General features: G+C 53.9%; 11 protein-coding genes. 5 read left to right on the top strand and 6 right to left on the bottom strand.

Annotated elements, in window-relative coordinates; genetic code table 11:
- The first annotated feature begins 120 nt into the window (after positions 1-120).
- Together acs and ACT3T7_RS16440 are read left to right on the top strand one after the other, a co-directional pair.
- Positions 121-2,070, top strand: a complete 1,950-nt coding sequence (gene acs, locus ACT3T7_RS16445; protein ID WP_444631610.1) for an acetate--CoA ligase — start codon at positions 121-123, stop codon at positions 2,068-2,070.
- Between the two features lie 272 nt (positions 2,071-2,342).
- Positions 2,343-3,005 (top strand): LuxR C-terminal-related transcriptional regulator, encoded by a 663-nt coding sequence (locus tag ACT3T7_RS16440; RefSeq protein WP_016916171.1) that lies wholly within the window; start codon positions 2,343-2,345, stop codon positions 3,003-3,005.
- A gap of 73 nt (positions 3,006-3,078) precedes the next feature.
- Here the strand turns inward: ACT3T7_RS16440 and ACT3T7_RS16435 are convergent, their stop codons facing one another.
- From ACT3T7_RS16435 to ACT3T7_RS16420, 4 genes are all read right to left on the bottom strand, one after another.
- Entirely contained in the window at positions 3,079-7,020 is a 3,942-nt protein-coding gene (locus ACT3T7_RS16435) for a hybrid sensor histidine kinase/response regulator (protein ID WP_444631609.1), read from the bottom strand.
- A 90-nt stretch (positions 7,021-7,110) separates the two neighbouring features.
- Positions 7,111-7,632: a hypothetical protein gene (locus tag ACT3T7_RS16430; protein ID WP_444631608.1), complete on the bottom strand. Its 522-nt coding sequence runs from the start codon at positions 7,630-7,632 to the stop codon at positions 7,111-7,113.
- Positions 7,633-7,734: 102 nt separating this feature from the next.
- A complete protein-coding gene (locus ACT3T7_RS16425; RefSeq protein WP_172117422.1) occupies positions 7,735-9,531 on the bottom strand; it encodes a sodium:solute symporter family protein in 1,797 nt (598 codons plus the stop codon).
- A 6-nt stretch (positions 9,532-9,537) separates the two neighbouring features.
- Positions 9,538-9,798: a DUF4212 domain-containing protein gene (locus ACT3T7_RS16420; protein WP_172117423.1), complete on the bottom strand. Its 261-nt coding sequence runs from the start codon at positions 9,796-9,798 to the stop codon at positions 9,538-9,540.
- 734 nt (positions 9,799-10,532) lie between these two features.
- Between ACT3T7_RS16420 and ACT3T7_RS16415 the strand changes: the two genes are divergently transcribed.
- The 3 genes from ACT3T7_RS16415 (at position 10,533) to ttcA (ending at position 14,065) form a co-directional block, all read left to right on the top strand.
- Entirely contained in the window at positions 10,533-12,347 is a 1,815-nt protein-coding gene (locus tag ACT3T7_RS16415) for a putative nucleotidyltransferase substrate binding domain-containing protein (RefSeq protein ID WP_172117424.1), read from the top strand.
- The gene (locus ACT3T7_RS16410; RefSeq protein WP_444631607.1) at positions 12,344-13,006 is read left to right on the top strand and encodes a DNA polymerase III subunit epsilon; all 663 of its coding nucleotides are present in this window, start codon (positions 12,344-12,346) and stop codon (positions 13,004-13,006) included. The genes ACT3T7_RS16415 and ACT3T7_RS16410 overlap by 4 nt, the downstream gene beginning before the upstream one ends.
- A 147-nt stretch (positions 13,007-13,153) precedes the next feature.
- A complete protein-coding gene (gene ttcA / locus ACT3T7_RS16405; RefSeq protein WP_444621515.1) occupies positions 13,154-14,065 on the top strand; it encodes a tRNA 2-thiocytidine(32) synthetase TtcA in 912 nt (303 codons plus the stop codon).
- Here the strand turns inward: ttcA and fnr are convergent.
- The gene (fnr, locus tag ACT3T7_RS16400; RefSeq protein WP_444631606.1) at positions 14,052-14,804 is read right to left on the bottom strand and encodes a fumarate/nitrate reduction transcriptional regulator Fnr; all 753 of its coding nucleotides are present in this window, start codon (positions 14,802-14,804) and stop codon (positions 14,052-14,054) included. The two genes, ttcA and fnr, sit on opposite strands and share 14 nt — an antisense overlap.
- Positions 14,805-14,866: 62 nt before the next feature.
- Positions 14,867-16,294 carry an oxygen-independent coproporphyrinogen III oxidase gene (hemN, locus tag ACT3T7_RS16395; protein WP_444631605.1) on the bottom strand — a complete coding sequence of 476 codons (1,428 nt, stop codon included), beginning with the start codon at positions 16,292-16,294 and terminating at the stop codon, positions 14,867-14,869.
- Positions 16,295-16,301: the final 7 nt, after the last annotated feature.

The raw sequence follows: 16,301 nt of genomic DNA, 5'->3' as shown, positions 1-16,301 counted from the left end.
TAAGAGGAAGCCGCCTAAGGGAGGTTTATGCTAGGGGAACATTCAGTGGTGTCGGGGCAACAAAGAATAATACCGACTACATTCCTATTGAGAGTGCGTTTCCACGGACATGAGGCAACTATGAGCGAACATCAAAACGTCTATCCGGTGCGCGATGCTATCGCCGCCAACGCCTGGGCCGATAAAGAAAAGTTCACGGCCATGTACCAGCAGTCCAAGGATGATCCCGAAGGTTTCTGGGCAGAGCAGGCCAAGCGTCTTGATTGGATTAAAGTGCCAACCATCATCAAGAACACCTCATTTAAACGGGATAATGTGGATATTCGGTGGTTTGAGGATGGCGTACTCAACGTGAGTGCCAACTGCCTTGACCGGCACCTTGAACAGCGCGGCGATCAAACGGCGATTATCTGGGAAGGCGATAATCCTGATGAATCCAAGCATATTACCTACCGTGAACTGCATGAGCGCACCTGCCAATTGGCCAATGCCCTGAAATCGCTGGGTGTTGAGAAAGGCGATACGGTGACGATGTACATGCCCATGATCCCTGAAGCGGCCATGGCGATGCTTGCCTGCGCGCGGATTGGTGCGGTCCACTCGGTCGTCTTTGGTGGCTTCTCGCCCGACGCGGTAGCCCAGCGGATTATTGGTGCCGATTCCAAACTGATTATTACCGCCGACGAGTCAGTGCGCGGTGGCAAACACGTGCCGCTCAAGGAGAATGTCGATTCAGCACTTACCCGCGAAGGCACCGACGTCTGCAAGAACGTGCTGGTCGTAAAACGTACCGGCGGTGACATCGACTGGAAAGAAGGCCGCGATCTCTGGTTTGATGAATTGGTTGATCGACAGCAAGCCGTGTGCGACGCCGAGCCGATGGGCGCCGAAGATCCGCTGTTTATCCTGTATACGTCTGGCTCAACAGGTGCGCCTAAAGGACTTAAGCACACGACGGGTGGCTACCTTACCTACGCCGCCATGACCCACCAGTATGTGTTTGATTACCAAGAGGGTGAGGTCTATTGGTGCAGCGCTGATGTGGGCTGGGTGACCGGACACAGCTATATCGTCTACGGGCCGCTTGCCAACGGTGCGACCACGTTGATGTTTGAAGGCGTGCCCAGCTATCCGACTCACGGTCGCTTGGGTGAAATTGTTGATAAGCATAAGGTCAACATTCTGTACACCGCGCCCACTGCCGTGCGTGCTCTGATGGCCCACGGTGACAACGTGATGAGCACTAGCTCACGCGACAGCCTGCGCCTGCTGGGTTCGGTAGGCGAGCCGATTAACCCGGAAGCCTGGGAGTGGTTCTATCGGGTGATTGGCAACGAAAACTGCCCGATTGTGGATACCTGGTGGCAAACGGAAACCGGCGGCATCATGATTTCTCCGCTGCCAGGCGCAATGGATCTAAAACCTGGCTCTGCCACGTTGCCCTTCTTTGGCGTACAACCAGCCCTGGTGGATAACGAAGGCCACCAGCTGGAAGGCGCCGCCGAAGGCAATCTGGTGATCCTTGATTCCTGGCCGGGGCAGGCGCGCTCTATCTGGGGCGATCACGAACGCTTTGTGCAGACCTACTTCTCCACCTACGATGGCATGTACTTCACCGGCGACGGCTGCCGTCGTGATGAAGATGGCTATTACTGGATTACCGGACGTGTGGATGACGTGCTTAATGTGTCGGGCCATCGCATGGGCACCGCAGAAATAGAGTCCTCGCTGGTTGCTCACTCGGCGGTGGCTGAAGCGGCGGTGGTAGGTTTCCCCCATGATATCAAGGGGCAGGGCATCTATATCTATGTAACACTGAACGATAGCATTGAGCCATCTGATGAGCTTAAGAAAGAGCTGACCCAGTGGGTACGTAAAGATATTGGGCCTATTGCCTCCCCCGATGTGATCCAGTGGGCGCCGGGGCTGCCTAAAACGCGCTCGGGCAAGATTATGCGGCGTATCTTGCGCAAGATTGCGGCCAACGAATGTGATGGCCTGGGGGACACAAGCACGCTGGCTGACCCCTCAGTGGTTGACGAATTGATTGAGCATCGAGCCAATCAATAGTAGCTTACTACTCAGTGGCTTAAGCGTGATGAGTGCTACGTAAGTTGATGAGTGTCAGCCAAAAAGAGCGCAAATAGCAGCATGCTGCGCTTATGCGTTGTAGTGCCGACCAGAGGGTCGGCACTGTTGCGTTTAAAAGGGTGACATAATGATGACAAAATATGCAGGTATGCTTGGGCATGAAGAAACCTTGGGGTACCATGCGTTGACCGTTTGAGCCTAGCGTCGTAGCGGCACGTATTTCCGCTGCACGAGGAACCGGAGGAATATCCATGGCAGTAGCCCATAAGTTTATCGTTGCAGACGACCATCCGCTGTTTCGTGCAGCGCTCACTCAGGCCTTGCGCCAATTAGCCCCGCAGGCTGAGATTGTCGAAGCCGACACCATGGAAGCCACAACGGAAGTGGTTAATCGCCATCCTGATGCCGACCTGATCTTGTTGGACTTGCACATGCCTGGTGCGCATGGCTTTTCAGGGCTCATTCAGTTGCGTGGCCAAATGCCGGATATTCCGGTGGCGGTGGTGTCGGGCAGTGATGAACCTTACGTCGTGCGTCGGGCAATTGACTACGGGGCTTCGGGCTTTATTCCTAAATCATCGTCGTTGCAGCTGATTGCTGAAGCGGTAGGCGAAATTCTTCAGGGCGAAGTCTGGCTGCCAGAAGCGTTGGCTAACGTGTTGGAAGAGACCAGTGAAGAGGAGTCGCGCTTTGCCGAAGCGATTGCTTCGTTAACGCCCCAGCAGTTTCGTGTGTTGAATATGCTAACCGAAGGGCTGCTCAATAAGCAGATTGCCTACGAGCTCAACGTTTCTGAAGCAACGATTAAAGCCCATGTGACGGCGATTTTACGTAAGCTGGGCGTTCATTCGCGCACACAAGCGGTCATTGCGGCGCAAAAACTGGAAGTCGAGCCGCCTAAAGTCGAGTCATAAACGCTCTCGTGGCGTGATTAAAAAAAACCGCTTACGCACAACGTAAGCGGTTTTTTTCTGCGGTACATGTAGGCTATGTATTGGCCCGGCTGGCCTGTAACGTGCGGGTCAATAGCGCGCGAAGGGCGGCAGGTTTTACCGGTTTCAGCAGCAGTTGATAGCCGTCGCGTTTGACCTTGTCCGCAACGGCTTCGGTACGGTCAGCGGTAATCACAATGCCGGGCACCGCGCCCGATAAGCGCTCGCTCAGTGCGTCCAGAGCCATCAAGCCGGTCACTTCATTGTCCAGGTGATAGTCAGCGAGGATTGCATCCGGGTCGCCATCCATGTTGCGCAGGATGGATTTAGCGCCCCCAATGCTGGTGGCGGTAAAGACTTCACACCCCCAGCCGCTGAGCATGGCGGTCATGCCTTCCAAAATCAGGGTTTCATTGTCGATACACACAATGCGCGCACCGGCTAGCTTATTGCCGCTGCGCCGGTTGGTAGGCTCTTGCTCGGCAGCGGTGATTGCCCTGGCCGCTACCACAGGCACGCTGACGGAGAACACGGTACCAGTACCTTCCCAAGAGCGAACCTTAATCGGGTGGTCAAGCACTCGGCTCATGCGGTCGGCAATCGAGAGCCCAAGCCCCAGGCCTTTTTCACTCTCCTTGTGACGTGATACCTGATCCAGACGGCGAAATTCTTGGAAGATTTCCGTGAGCTTGGACTCGGGGATGCCGGGGCCGCTGTCCCAGACTTCTATTAAAAGCCGCTGCCCTTGGCGACGACAGCCCAGCAGCACATGCCCATCCTGCGTATAACGCACCGCGTTGGAAAGGAAGTTTTGCACGATCCGACGCAGCATCTGCGGGTCCGAATCAACCCATAGCTGGGTTGGCACAACGTTGAGATCCAGGCCGCGGTTATCGGCCATGACTTCAAATTCAGCGCGCAGCGGGCGGAATATATCGGCGAGTGCAAAGTGGCTGCGGCGCGGTGTCAGCGCGCCGGCGTCCAGTTTTGAGATATCCAACAATGTGCTCAACAGCTCTTCAGCGGCCTGTAGCGAGTTATCAATATGCCCGATGGTACGCTGCGTATCCGGAGTGGTTACGTTTTGCATAAGCGCTGACGTAAACAGCCGAGCAGCATTCAGCGGCTGCAATAAATCGTGGCTTGCTGCTGCTAAAAAGCGTGTTTTAGAGGCGTTGGCATCTTCTGCCAGTTGCTTGGCCTGGCGCAGGGCCTGCTCGGCCTCGGCGCGAACACGGTTCTCCTGACGCAGGGCGGCGTTGGCTTCAGAAAGTGCTTGGGTACGCTCGCGAACGCGCTCTTCTAGTGTTTCATTGGTCTCTTCAAGCGCTATTTCAGCTTGTCGACGCTCAGTAATGTCTTGATAAAGCGAGAAAAAGCCCAGAATCGACTGGCTGTCGCCAAAGTGAGGGGTATAGGTGACCAGCATATGGCGCATGACATCGTTGACGTGCATGGAGACTTCAAAACTTACCCGTTCTCCATTCAGTGCTCGGGCGACCCAAGGGCCACGCTCTTCTGACTGCTTAAGTGACAGCACATCCTCAAAGCGCCGGCCAATCACCGCATTACGATCAATGTTAAATGCTTGCTCATAGGCGCGGTTGGTAAACAGGTAGCGGCACTCTTTATCAAAGTAGGCAATGAGCGCAGGGACATTATCGGTGTAAATACGGATATTGTTTTCGGAACGAATCAGTGCCTCTTCAATCCGCTTTTGCTGGGTAATATCCTGGTACGTGTAAACAAATCCACCGCCGGGCATCGGGTTACCCTGAACTTCCAGCACGCTGCCATCCTGACGATAGCGTACGTAGCGATGAGGGTGACCTTCGCGAATATTATCCAGCAGTAGCTGGACATGCTCTTCGGGGTCGCCCGGGCCATATTCGCTGTTATGAGCGTTATAGCGGAAGATGCGATCAATTGGCGCGCCGACGCGAATTAAATGGTCGGGAAAGCGGAACAGCTCAAGATAGCGTTGGTTCCAGACGACCAGGCACAGATTTTGGTCAACAACGCTAATCCCTTGGTTAATGTTTTCGATAGTGGCCTGCAGCAGTGCCCGGTTGAACTCCAGTACCTGTGACGCTTCATCCACAATAGAGATAACATCGGAAATGCCGATTCCGCGTCCTTGTAGCGCTGAGTTAACGACAATGCGTGCCGAGGATGCGCCGAGTACCGAGGCAAGAAACCGCTCGGTAAATTGAATAACATCAATGGAGGCGCGTGTGCTGTAGTCCAGTGGCTTGCCTAGGCGGCGCGCGTAATCCTCAAATGCCCGTTCCACCTGGCTTGCGCCCAAAAAGCGCTCACATAATACTTTTAGGTCGCCCACCGTCGTGGCACCTGTCCACGGGCGGTTCACCGAGGTCTGGCGCGTTTCAACACTATCGACAAATAGCGAGGCCTGGATACGCTCAACCACTCGCTGCGAGGTCACCTGGGAGATGAAGATATAGCAAAACAGGTTAACGCCCAGCGATAGCATGACGCCATGGGTAAAGCTATCCCCCAGGTTCAGGCCAAAAAGGGCAGTGGGAGAGAGCCAGGCAATCCCCATCGGGCCGTCAGAGAGCCATGCCAGGGGCAGCACGCCGGCATTCGTCATGGCGGGCAACAAGAGGCTGTAAACCCAGATGGCAAAGCCTGCGTTCATTCCCACGATAACGCCCAACCGGTTACCGCGTTTCCAGTAAAGCCCGCCAATGACCGCAGGGGCAAACTGCGCGGCGGCCGCAAAGGAGAGCATCCCGATAGAAGCAAGCGAAGTGAGCTCGACGATGAGTCGGTAAAAGCCGTAGGACATCGCCAACACGACAGCAATGGTGATGCGACGGGCTCGCAGGACCAGGCGTCCGTAGTCGCGGGCTTTGGTATCAAACCAGCGCAACCGGAACAGGGCCGGGATAACAATTTCATTGGAAATCATGATGGAAACGGCGACTGCTGCAACAATCACCATGCCGGTGGCGGCTGAAAACCCGCCAATGAAGGTCAGCAGCGTTAACCACTCATGGCCCGAGGCCATGGAAAGCGCCAACACATAGGTATCAGGCTCGACGCCGCTCTCTGAAAAGAGCAGTAACCCGGCTGCGGCCAAAGGCACAACGAAAAAAGCGATAGCCAACAGATAAAGCGGAAACAGCCAGCGGGCTTTGGTGGCGTCATCCGGGTGAATATTTTCAACCACGGCGACATGAAATTGACGTGGCAGGCAGAGAATCGCCAGCATCGCGAGCAGCGTTTGTGCCCAAAAGCTTTGGCCGAAGTCCTGGTTGGCGAGCTGACGCTGAAGGCCAAGCTGGCTCTCTGCGTGCCCCATTAGCTCGCTCAAGCCATCGAACATGCCCCAGGTAACAAAGGCGCCTAGCACAATAAATGCGACAAGTTTGACGATGGATTCAAACGCGACGGCATGAATCAAGCCTTCATGGTGCTCGGTCGCATCGGTATGACGGGTACCAAACAAAATGGCAAACACTGCCATAATAACGGCTATATAAAAGGCGGTGTCGCCAAAGAGCGGGCTTCCCACGCTATCGCTGGCATCGGTTAGCACGCTAAACGTGGACGAGACAGCCTTTAGCTGTAGCGCGATATAGGGAAGCGTTCCGATCAGCGCGACCAGGCTTGCAAACGCGGCAAGCGACTGCGTCTTTCCGTAGCGCGAGGCGATAAAGTCCGCGATAGAAGTGACGTTTTGGTGTTTGGCAACGCGGATCATTTTGGCGAGAACCGGCCAAAACAGTAAAAATGTCAGGATAGGACCAACAAAAATACTCGCAAAGGACCAGCCTGCCGTGGCTGCCTGGCCTACCGCGCCGTAAAATGTCCAGGAGGTGCAGTAAATGGCCAGCGCCAAGCTATATATGAAGGGGCGTCGGCGGCTGGCGCCGTGGGTGCGGGCACGGCGGTCGCCGTGCCAGGCAATACCGAAGAGAATCGCGATATAAAGAAAGGATACCGCGACCAGCAGCCCACCGTGAAACATGCCTATTTCCCCCACCAACGTTTATCTCGCCCAGCGAGCGGCGCGTGTAAAGAGCCCCATTCTAGGCGAAGAGCAACGCTTGCGTCTCTCCTATGCGTCGGCATTCCCGCATACGGTGGCTAACAGCGTGGATGTTTCGCGCAAGAGGCGAAGTTCGCTCAACTGCGCCTCGCCAGCCTCGTTGCTTAGCGGCACCAGTTCACGGCTTTCGCAGTTCAGCAAGTAGGGCTGAGTAGACACAAAATCAGTATGACGGCGAATGAACTGGTAAAGAATAAACTCTACCACCTGGTCGCCTTCAATATCGCGGGTAATAATGTTGTCGCTATCCACCACGCTAAACTGGGTCGTGATGGGGAAAACAAACGTCCATGGGCGCCATACTTCTGTTCCGGTGGCACTACTGACGATGACGGATGATTCAGGTAACTGCTGTTGTTTGTGCTCAAACCACGAGTACTCCACGTGAATCTGATAACCGAGCATACCCAGCCCCGCAAACACCGGCACTATCCATTTAGGAAGCCGGTTGCGAGATAGATTGCGCAGAATCAAACCAATCCCCGCAGCGGCCAGTGCAGCAAAAATAGCGGCAATCAAGTGCCATATCATAAAGCGATTTCCTGAAAGAGAACGGGCTTCCCAAAGGAAGCCCGGTTCGACATGGGTTCCGTGAAATGTGCTCTGGCGAGCGCATTCAGGAACGATTATGGCTTAGTGATCAACTGCGGCACCAGCACCTTTTGGATAGCGTACGCTTTGCACTAGCTCCTGGATCTCTTTAGGCGGCGGCGCCGTCATGCTAGAGACAAGGAAGGCAACGGCAAAGTTGATCATGGCGCCCACCGCACCGAAGGAGAGCGGGGAGATACCGAACAGCCAGTTATCCGGGGTATTGGGCAGCATGTTGGTGCCCGGGATAAAGAACCAGCCGAGGTAGGTAAAGATATACAGCAGGGTACACGCCAGGCCTGACAGCATACCGGCCACGGCTCCGGTGCTGTTCATGCGAGTTGAGAAAATACCCATCATCAGTACCGGGAACAGCGAGGCGCCGGCAATACCGAAGGCCAGGGCGACGGTCTGTGCCGCAAACCCTGGCGGGTTCAAGCCAAGATAGGTGGCCAGCAAGATAGCCCCGCCCATAGAGATACGTGCTGCTAACATCTCCTTCTTCTCGCTGATATTCGGATTGATCGTGTTCTTGATTAAGTCATGACTGATCGCCGACGAGATAGCGAGAAGCAGACCCGCCGCTGTCGAGAGGGCGGCCGCAATACCGCCCGCCGCGATCAAGCCAATTACCCAGGCGGGTAGGTTGGCGATTTCTGGGTTAGCCAGAACCAGAATGTCATTGTTGACCGTCAGCTCATTGCCTTCCCAGCCGCGACTATCAGCGATAACGTCAAACTCAGCGTTGGCATCGTTATAGAACTGGATGCGGCCGTCATCGTTAAAGTCAAAGAACGTGATCAGGCCAGTCTCTTCCCAGGTGCGGAACCACTCAGGACGATCCTCGTAGAAGATTGGCTCGGCACCGGCCTCCTCATAATTCTCAACCTGGCCGGTTAGCTCAGGATAAACGGTGGTCATCAGGTTCAGACGCGCCATGGAGGCTACGGCTGGCGCTGTTAGGTACAACAGCGCGATGAAGACCAGCGCCCAGCCCGCAGACCAGCGTGCGTCAGCCACCTTGGGAACCGTGAAGAAGCGAATGATAACGTGGGGAAGGCCAGCGGTACCGATCATTAGCGAGAGCGTGAACAGCACCATATTCAGCTTGTTGTCGACGTCGGCGGTGTAATCCTGAAACCCAAGTGCCATGACGACATCATCAAGCTTTTGCAGCAATGGCAGGCCAGATTCCGTGTGGGAGCTGAACATACCGAACATGGGGATGGGGTTGCCCGTCAACTGCATGGAAATGAACACAGCCGGGATGGTGTAGGCCACAATCAGTACGATGTACTGGGCGACTTGAGTATAAGTGATGCCCTTCATACCGCCGAAGACGGCGTACAGGAAAACAATCCCTGCAGCGATCCAGATGCCCCAAGTGCTGGGTACTTCCAGAAAGCGTGAGAAGGCAACGCCAGCCCCGGTCATTTGCCCGATTACATAAGTAACCGATGCGATAATCAGGCAGATAACCGCGACGACCCGAGCGGTACGGCTATAGAAGCGCTCACCGATAAAGTCTGGAACGGTAAACTTGCCGAATTTACGCAGGTAGGGAGCGAGCAGCATAGCCAGAATAACGAAGCCGCCGGTCCAGCCCATCAGGTAGGTTGAGTTGGCGTAACCGCCAGAGGCGATCAGGCCCGCCATGGAAATAAACGAGGCCGCTGACATCCAGTCGGCCGCTGTGGCCATACCGTTAGTGATCGGGTGAACACCACCGCCAGCCACATAGAACTCTTTTGTGGAGCCCGCGCGCGCCCATATCGCGATACCGATATAGAGCGCAAAGGAGGCGCCTACAAAAAGCAGGTTGATTGCAAATTGGCTCATTCTGACTTACTCCTCAAGGCCAAATTTCTTATCGAGCTGATTCATTCTCCAGGCGTAGAAGAAGATCAGAGCAATAAAGGTAAGGATCGAGCCCTGCTGAGCAAACCAGAAGCCCAGGTCTGTTCCCCCTATGTGAATGCTTGCTAGAAGCGGTCTAAACAAAATCGCACATCCGTATGACACGAACGCCCACACAATAAGGCACCCGGTAATTAAACGAACGTTGGCTTTCCAGTATTCCGCAGCATTGGATTTGTCATCTGCCATTGTGTTGCTCTCCACTTGTGTTTTTAGGTTTGGAAAGTTCACCAGGAATAGCGTTTAGCATGTCAGGGTAATGGCACGCTAAAACTACCTACCGCTTGGTCTTGCCTCTTGGTTGGTTATTGGTTATTACCGTTGATACAAGCGTTTTATAAGGTTTTGGTAAGTTTTGGTTAGCGCTGTGCAATTACCCTGAATGATGCATTGTCAATACTGAACAATAATCGCTAAAAAATAATCCCAGACTTTGGTATCACTATCTATTGTAGACTAAATAAAGTGTTTCAAATGGCTGAATATTAGCGTTTTTACGTATATTTTTTCAGCAGACTACCCGTTAGTTGAACGATGGTCTAGGGTTTGGTTAAAAGATAATATTTGCTACTTTAAAATAGCGTTCAATGCTAACGGTTAGTTGCTAGGGAGGTGCTACTTTAGTCGTTTAAACCAACGTCGGGGCGACGTTGGAATAATAGATAAAGGTATATAGAGTAGTATGTGTTTCTTGGTGGAAGGTTTTTAGTGGCAGGTTTTTGTACAGGCTTGTTTGGGTTAGTTGGCTTGTTTTATTGAGAAGGACTTATGCTAGGCAGTCGTCTGACGCTACCGTTATTAATAAAAAGTAGTAGGCTGGCTCTTAAGCACCGTAAACCAGAAAGAAGTACTTCACCCGTTGATTGACGTACTTCCAATTTTACGGACGTCGCTTTTTTCTTTTGTCGTGTAAGGACATGCCCATGGTTGATGTTGATCTGTCCCAACTGCCATTTACCTTGCTTGATGACACGGGGCGCGAGCATGTTCGTCGAGGCATGGACCTTGCCTATTTTGACCGCGATGACATTATCCTGGAAATGGGCGAGCAGGGTGCTTACGTTTTTCTTATTCATAAGGGAGACGTCGCTGAGATAGATCCCTCCTTGCCTGCGGCAAGTGCTCACATTGGGCACTACACGGCAGGGGACTTGTTTGGCGCCATTAGCATCTTGAACGGAAAAAGCCGCTACCGCTTTCAGGCTGAGCAGGAGTGCCTTTGCTACACCATGCCCAGCCTCCTGTTTAGCCAGCTGTGTCGCCAGTACCCTCCTTTTGAGCAGTTCTTTAGGCAGTCACTTGCTCACAAGGCGCGCTTGTTGACAGAAAAGCGCGCCGACGGTGGCGTCACCATGGCAGGCTTTATGCTGGCCCGCATCAGTGAATGTATGCGAGCGCCCCTACTGATGGATGCTTCTACCACTATTGCCGGGGCGGTTGAAAAGCTTAACGAAAGCCATGCTGACAGCCTGCTGGTGGAAACCCAAGGCAAGCTTGGCATGGTGACGAAAACCGATTTGCTCAATGGCCTGGTCGTGAGCGGCTTCACGTCAGCCACTCTGGTGGGTCAGGTGGCGCACTTCTCCCTTGTCACGGTAACGCCTGAGCAGTACCTGTTTGAAGCCCTGGTGTTAATGACTCGGCACAAGGTTACCCGCGTTGTGGTGATGGAGCAGGCCGCGTTAAAAGGCGTGGTCGAGCTGACGGATGTGCTGAGTTATTTTTCCAGCCGAAGTTACGTTGTTAGTCTGCAGGTGGAGCAGGCTGATGACTTGGAAACGTTGGCAGTTGCTAGTCATCGTACCCCTGAACTCGTTACAGCCCTGATGGCACAAGGCGTTAAGCTTAATTTTGCCATGGACCTGCTGGCGGCCTTGAATGGCCGGATTATGAGCAAGGCCTGGGATTTTGTTATCAATGAGGAGCATCATCAGCATAGCTGCCTGATGGTGATGGGGAGTGAAGGGCGCGGCGAGCAAATTTTGAAAACGGATCAGGATAATGGTCTGATTTTAGACGACGACGCCCAGTGGCCAAGTGTCGCCGATGATATGCAGGCCTTAACCGAGACGCTCATAAAACTGGGTTACCCGCCGTGCCCTGGTAATATTATGGTCTCTAACCCCGAGTGGGTTGCCAGCGTTTCTCAGTGGAAGAAGCGTATTGCTCAATGGGCCAACGTGCGCGATGGCGATAGTTTAATGAAACTTGCCATTATGCTGGACGCTCATTCAATGGCAGGGAATCCATGTTTACTTGAAAGCGTGCGCGAGGCGCTATTTGCGCGCTGTGCCCATGATGAAATTCTGCTTTCCTACTTTGCGCGTGCGGCTCTGCGTTTTTCAACACCGCTGACGCTTTTTGGTTCGCTTAAAAAGCCTCAGCACGGTATCGATATCAAAAAAGGCGGCATTTTTCCGATTGTCCACGGTGTACGTACCATGGCGCTTGAGCGGCGCATCAGCGTAACCTCGACGCTGGGCAGGTTGGAGGCACTGGTTGATGATGGCCGCCTTGAACGGCGCACAGCTGATGATTTAGGAGAGGCACTTTCACTGTTGACCGAGCTGCGTCTTAAACAGCAACTTAGCGGGCAGGATATGGACGATGCGCGCTCCAATCACGTGGTGGTGCAAGAGCTCTCGTCACTTGAGCGCGATTTATTGCGCGAGTCGCTACATATCGTTAAAGACTTTAAACAGCGCCTCTCCTATCGTTACCATTTAGAGTATTCATGAGCAGCGCTATGCAAGGCAGCAAAAAAGGCATGGCACTGCTGGGGCAAACGCTGCGCAGAATGTTTAAGCGTGAGCGAGATCGGCGCCGCTATGCGAATTCGCCTTACGCCTGGCTTTTCCAGCCCTATATGGGGGAAGAGCTAGTGGCGCTGGCTTGCGAATCAATACCCGGTGAAACGTCGGTATTAAGTGTGGCTGCTGTGGTACTTAATCAACAGCAAGTGCACACAAGCCAGGCGTGGGTGGCGACGTTTGCCGACCCACAAACGGTTGACCAGACGGCGCTGCGCCAGCATCAGCGGCTTTACAATCCCGCCACGGCGGTACCCCTCTGTGCCGAGACACTGCATGCGTTTACCGATTTTATTGGCAACCGGCCGCTGGTCGGGTGGCAACTGGACCAGCAGTTTTGCATGCTTAATAGAGCCTTTAGAACGCACCTCGGGTTTGGGCTGCCTAATGTTCAGGTCGATGTGGCCAAACTGCATCAACGCCAATTGCGCCGTTTACACCCGTTAGTTGAGTCTTCCCAACCGTTTTCCGAGGCGCTGGCCTGCTGGCAAGTGCCTGCTATCTCGACCCAGAGGTTGTTAGGTAAAGCCACCGCAAGCGCCTTGCTGTATATGCGCTTACAGCGTGATATGGCGCAATCGGGTTAGCTTCTAGCGTAGTGGCGCCTGTGCCGATGGCCGTCTTGATAACCGTAGTTATGATCATAGTAACGACGTGATTTTGCCAGTTGGGTGAACGGCGGGAGTATTGTTAGAATAGCGGCTGCTCCTTCTACCATTGGCAGTGCTTATATCATGCAACACCTTGATCATTTTGACCCCGCCGCGGCAACCGTTGCACCGACGCCTGACCTGCAAGGCCAGCCGGCGCTTGAGGACGCCAAACAAAAACGCGAATTCAACAAGTTGCAAAAGCGACTGCGGCGCGAGGTAGGTAATGCGATTATCGATTACCAAATGATCAATGAGGGTGATCGGATCATGGTCTGCCTGTCGGGTGGTAAAGACAGCTACACCATGCTTGAGATTTTACGCAACCTGCAGCGCAATGCGCCGGTAAATTTTTCACTGGTGGCGGTCAATATGGACCAAAAGCAGCCTGGTTTTCCTGAGCATATACTGCCCCGGTATCTGGAAAAACTCGGCGTGGAGTACCGCATTCTGGAGCGCGATACATACTCGGTAGTGAAAGAAAAAACGCCGGAAGGCAAGACAACTTGCGCGCTTTGCTCGCGGTTAAGGCGCGGGTCGCTTTACGGGTTTGCCGAAGAAATCGGCGCCAACAAGATCGCCCTTGGCCATCATCGTGAAGATATTCTGGAAACGCTGTTTCTCAATATGTTCTTTGGCGGCAGCCTGAAGGCAATGCCGCCCAAGCTGCTTTCCGATGACGGCAAGAATGTCGTGATTCGTCCGCTGGCCTACTGTAAAGAGGCGGATATTGCGGAGTTTTCGCGCCTGATGGAGTTCCCGATTATTCCCTGCAACCTGTGCGGTTCGCAGCCGAACATGCAGCGTCAGGTCGTTAAGGAAATGCTGGCCGAGTGGGACAAAAAGCACCCGGGGCGTTTGGAAAGCATGTTTAAAGCGGTCACTAACGTCGCGCCTTCGCAGCTAGCCGACCGCGACCTGTTTGACTTTGCGGGACTGGAAGCCAAACAGGAAGCACTCATGGCGGGGCGTATTGAAGCATTTAACGTGAGCTAATCACCGGCTCTTCCTCTTCAGCAAGCGCTACAAGCCGCTGCATATCGAGGATGTTAACCTCGCGCCCTGAGACGGCCACCACGTCTTGCTGCTGAAAACGGCTCAAGATACGGCTGACCGTCTCAACCGCCAGCCCCAGATAATTGCCGATATCCGCACGTGCCATTGAAAGCCTAAAGCTGTAAGGCGAGTAACCCCGACGCCGAAAACGCTCTGAAAGCGTCAGTAGGAAACTGGCCAGCCGCTGGTCGGCGGTTTTGCGCGACAACAGGCGCATCATACGCCGGTCATCGCGAAGCTCCTTGCTCATGCTGCGGTACAGCTGACCACGAAGCTCTGGCAGCTCCTCTGAAAGCAGGTCCAGCCGATCAAAGGGAATTTCACAGATAGTGGTGGTTTCAAGGGCAATCACGCTGCCTGGGTAGTGCTCTTCGTCAATGCCGTCCAATCCGACAAGCTCGCTGGGCAAAAAGAAGTTAGTGAGCTGATCGTTGCCATTACCTTCGCTGGTTACCTGTTTTAGGCTGCCTGAGCGAACGGCATACACACTGGTAAAACGGTCGCCTTGACGAAACAGTGTTTCGCCCTTTTTCAGCGGTGCTCGGCGTCTGATGATGGCATCAAACTGCCCCATGTCTTCAAGCTCAAGCGCTAGTGGAAGGCAAAGCGAGCTTAGGCTGCAGGTCTGGCAGCGTGCTTCTTGAAGAAGCGAGCGTCGTTGGCTTGTCGAGGGTAGCATGACTATCTCCCTGTTTCTCTTTTGCCTAAATGGCTATCTACCGCAGGCGTTGATGCCGCCGGTTAAACGATTCTTGAGTAGCGTTGGCCTGAGTGCCCCGGAAGGTAAGCATCAAACGCCATGGCCAGTTGGCGAATCAGTAAACGGCCCATTGGCGTCGCCTCAAGCGTATCATCCAAGCGAACGATTAGCCCGTCCTGTTCAGCAGTGCGTAGGCTTTCCAGCGCACTGGCAAAGTAGTCGTTGGCGTTAACCTGCCATTGCCGGCTAACCGCTGCTAAATCCAGGCGCATATCGCACATTAAACGTTCGATAACGTCGGCTCGTATTAGGTCATCCTGATTTAATCGTACGCCTTTCACGGTAGCCAGTCGACCTTGATCCAGGTTCTCTTCGTAGCTAGCCAGGTCAGTAGGGTTTTGCGCATAGCTATCGCCTATTCGGGAAATAGCTGACACGCCCAGACCGATAAGATCGCATCTGGCATGGCTGGAGTAGCCCTGAAAATTGCGCTGTAGGGTGCCGTTGGCTTGGGCAACCGCCAGGCTGTCATTGGGTTTGGCAAAGTGATCCATCCCAATATGTTGATAGCCCGCAGCGGTCAGCATGTCGATGGTCGTACGCAGAATCGAAAGCTTTTCATCCGCACCTGGCAGGTCATCCACGCTGATACGTCGCTGAGGCTTGAAGCGTTCAGGCAAATGCGCGTAATTAAACACGGATAAACGCGCCGGGTTTAACGCGATAACCTGTTCAAGTGTCTTGGCGAAGCTCCTTTCCGTTTGAAAGGGCAGACCGTAGATTAAATCCAGATTCAGCGAGCGAAAGCCCAACCGGTGTGCTTCATCCATTAGTGTTTCGGTAAGCACGCGAGGCTGATGGCGGTTAATCGCCTTTTGAACGCGTGGGTCCAGGTCCTGTACGCCAAGGCTCAGGCGGTTGAAGCCCAAAGACTGCAGATGGCGCAGGGTTAAAACATCGGCTTCGCGCGGGTCAATCTCAATGGCGTAGTCACGCTCTGGTGCGCTTGAAAGCCCAAAGCGGGCGTCCAGGCGGTCAATCAAGTCGCCCATTTGTTCCAGTGAAAGAAACGTAGGGGTTCCTCCGCCCCAGTGCAACTGATTGACAGGGCGCTTTGTATCCAGATGGCGGGCCGTCAGGACCATCTCACGATCTAGCCGATAGAGATACGACTCGGCCAGGGCGGTGTTCTTCGTGGCAATTTTATTGCACGCGCAATAAAAGCAGATTTTGCGACAAAACGGGATATGAACATAGATGGAAAGCGGGCGCTGACTTACGTTGCTGCGCTCAATGGCCTGGGTCGCATTTTCGGCGGTAAACCCTTCGTGAAAGGCCAGCGCCGTCGGGTAGGAGGTGTAGCGTGGGCCGCTTGTATCATAACGGCGCAGCAATGCGTCATCCCAGCGGGTGCTGGATGACGCGGTAGCAGTAACGGATGAGGGGACAGCCGTGGCACATACAGGCATGAAGAGG

Origin of the sequence: Halomonas sp. 111, from assembly GCF_052379685.1 — a bacterium.
GTDB lineage: Bacteria > Pseudomonadota > Gammaproteobacteria > Pseudomonadales > Halomonadaceae > Vreelandella > Vreelandella citrativorans.
This window is presented reverse-complemented; position numbering and strand designations above follow the sequence as displayed.

Bases quoted from the DNA above. Each gene is read 5' to 3' on its own strand.
- acs (WP_444631610.1), top strand. From the start codon at position 121: ATGAGCGAACATCAAAACGTCTATCCGGTGCGCGATGCTATCGCCGCC.
- ACT3T7_RS16440 (WP_016916171.1), top strand. From the start codon at position 2,343: ATGGCAGTAGCCCATAAGTTTATCGTTGCAGACGACCATCCGCTGTTT.
- ACT3T7_RS16435 (WP_444631609.1), bottom strand. From the start codon at position 7,020: ATGTTTCACGGTGGGCTGCTGGTCGCGGTATCCTTTCTTTATATCGCG.
- ACT3T7_RS16430 (WP_444631608.1), bottom strand. From the start codon at position 7,632: ATGATATGGCACTTGATTGCCGCTATTTTTGCTGCACTGGCCGCTGCG.
- ACT3T7_RS16425 (WP_172117422.1), bottom strand. From the start codon at position 9,531: ATGAGCCAATTTGCAATCAACCTGCTTTTTGTAGGCGCCTCCTTTGCG.
- ACT3T7_RS16420 (WP_172117423.1), bottom strand. From the start codon at position 9,798: ATGGCAGATGACAAATCCAATGCTGCGGAATACTGGAAAGCCAACGTT.
- ACT3T7_RS16415 (WP_172117424.1), top strand. From the start codon at position 10,533: ATGGTTGATGTTGATCTGTCCCAACTGCCATTTACCTTGCTTGATGAC.
- ACT3T7_RS16410 (WP_444631607.1), top strand. From the start codon at position 12,344: ATGAGCAGCGCTATGCAAGGCAGCAAAAAAGGCATGGCACTGCTGGGG.
- ttcA (WP_444621515.1), top strand. From the start codon at position 13,154: ATGCAACACCTTGATCATTTTGACCCCGCCGCGGCAACCGTTGCACCG.
- fnr (WP_444631606.1), bottom strand. From the start codon at position 14,804: ATGCTACCCTCGACAAGCCAACGACGCTCGCTTCTTCAAGAAGCACGC.
- hemN (WP_444631605.1), bottom strand. From the start codon at position 16,294: ATGCCTGTATGTGCCACGGCTGTCCCCTCATCCGTTACTGCTACCGCG.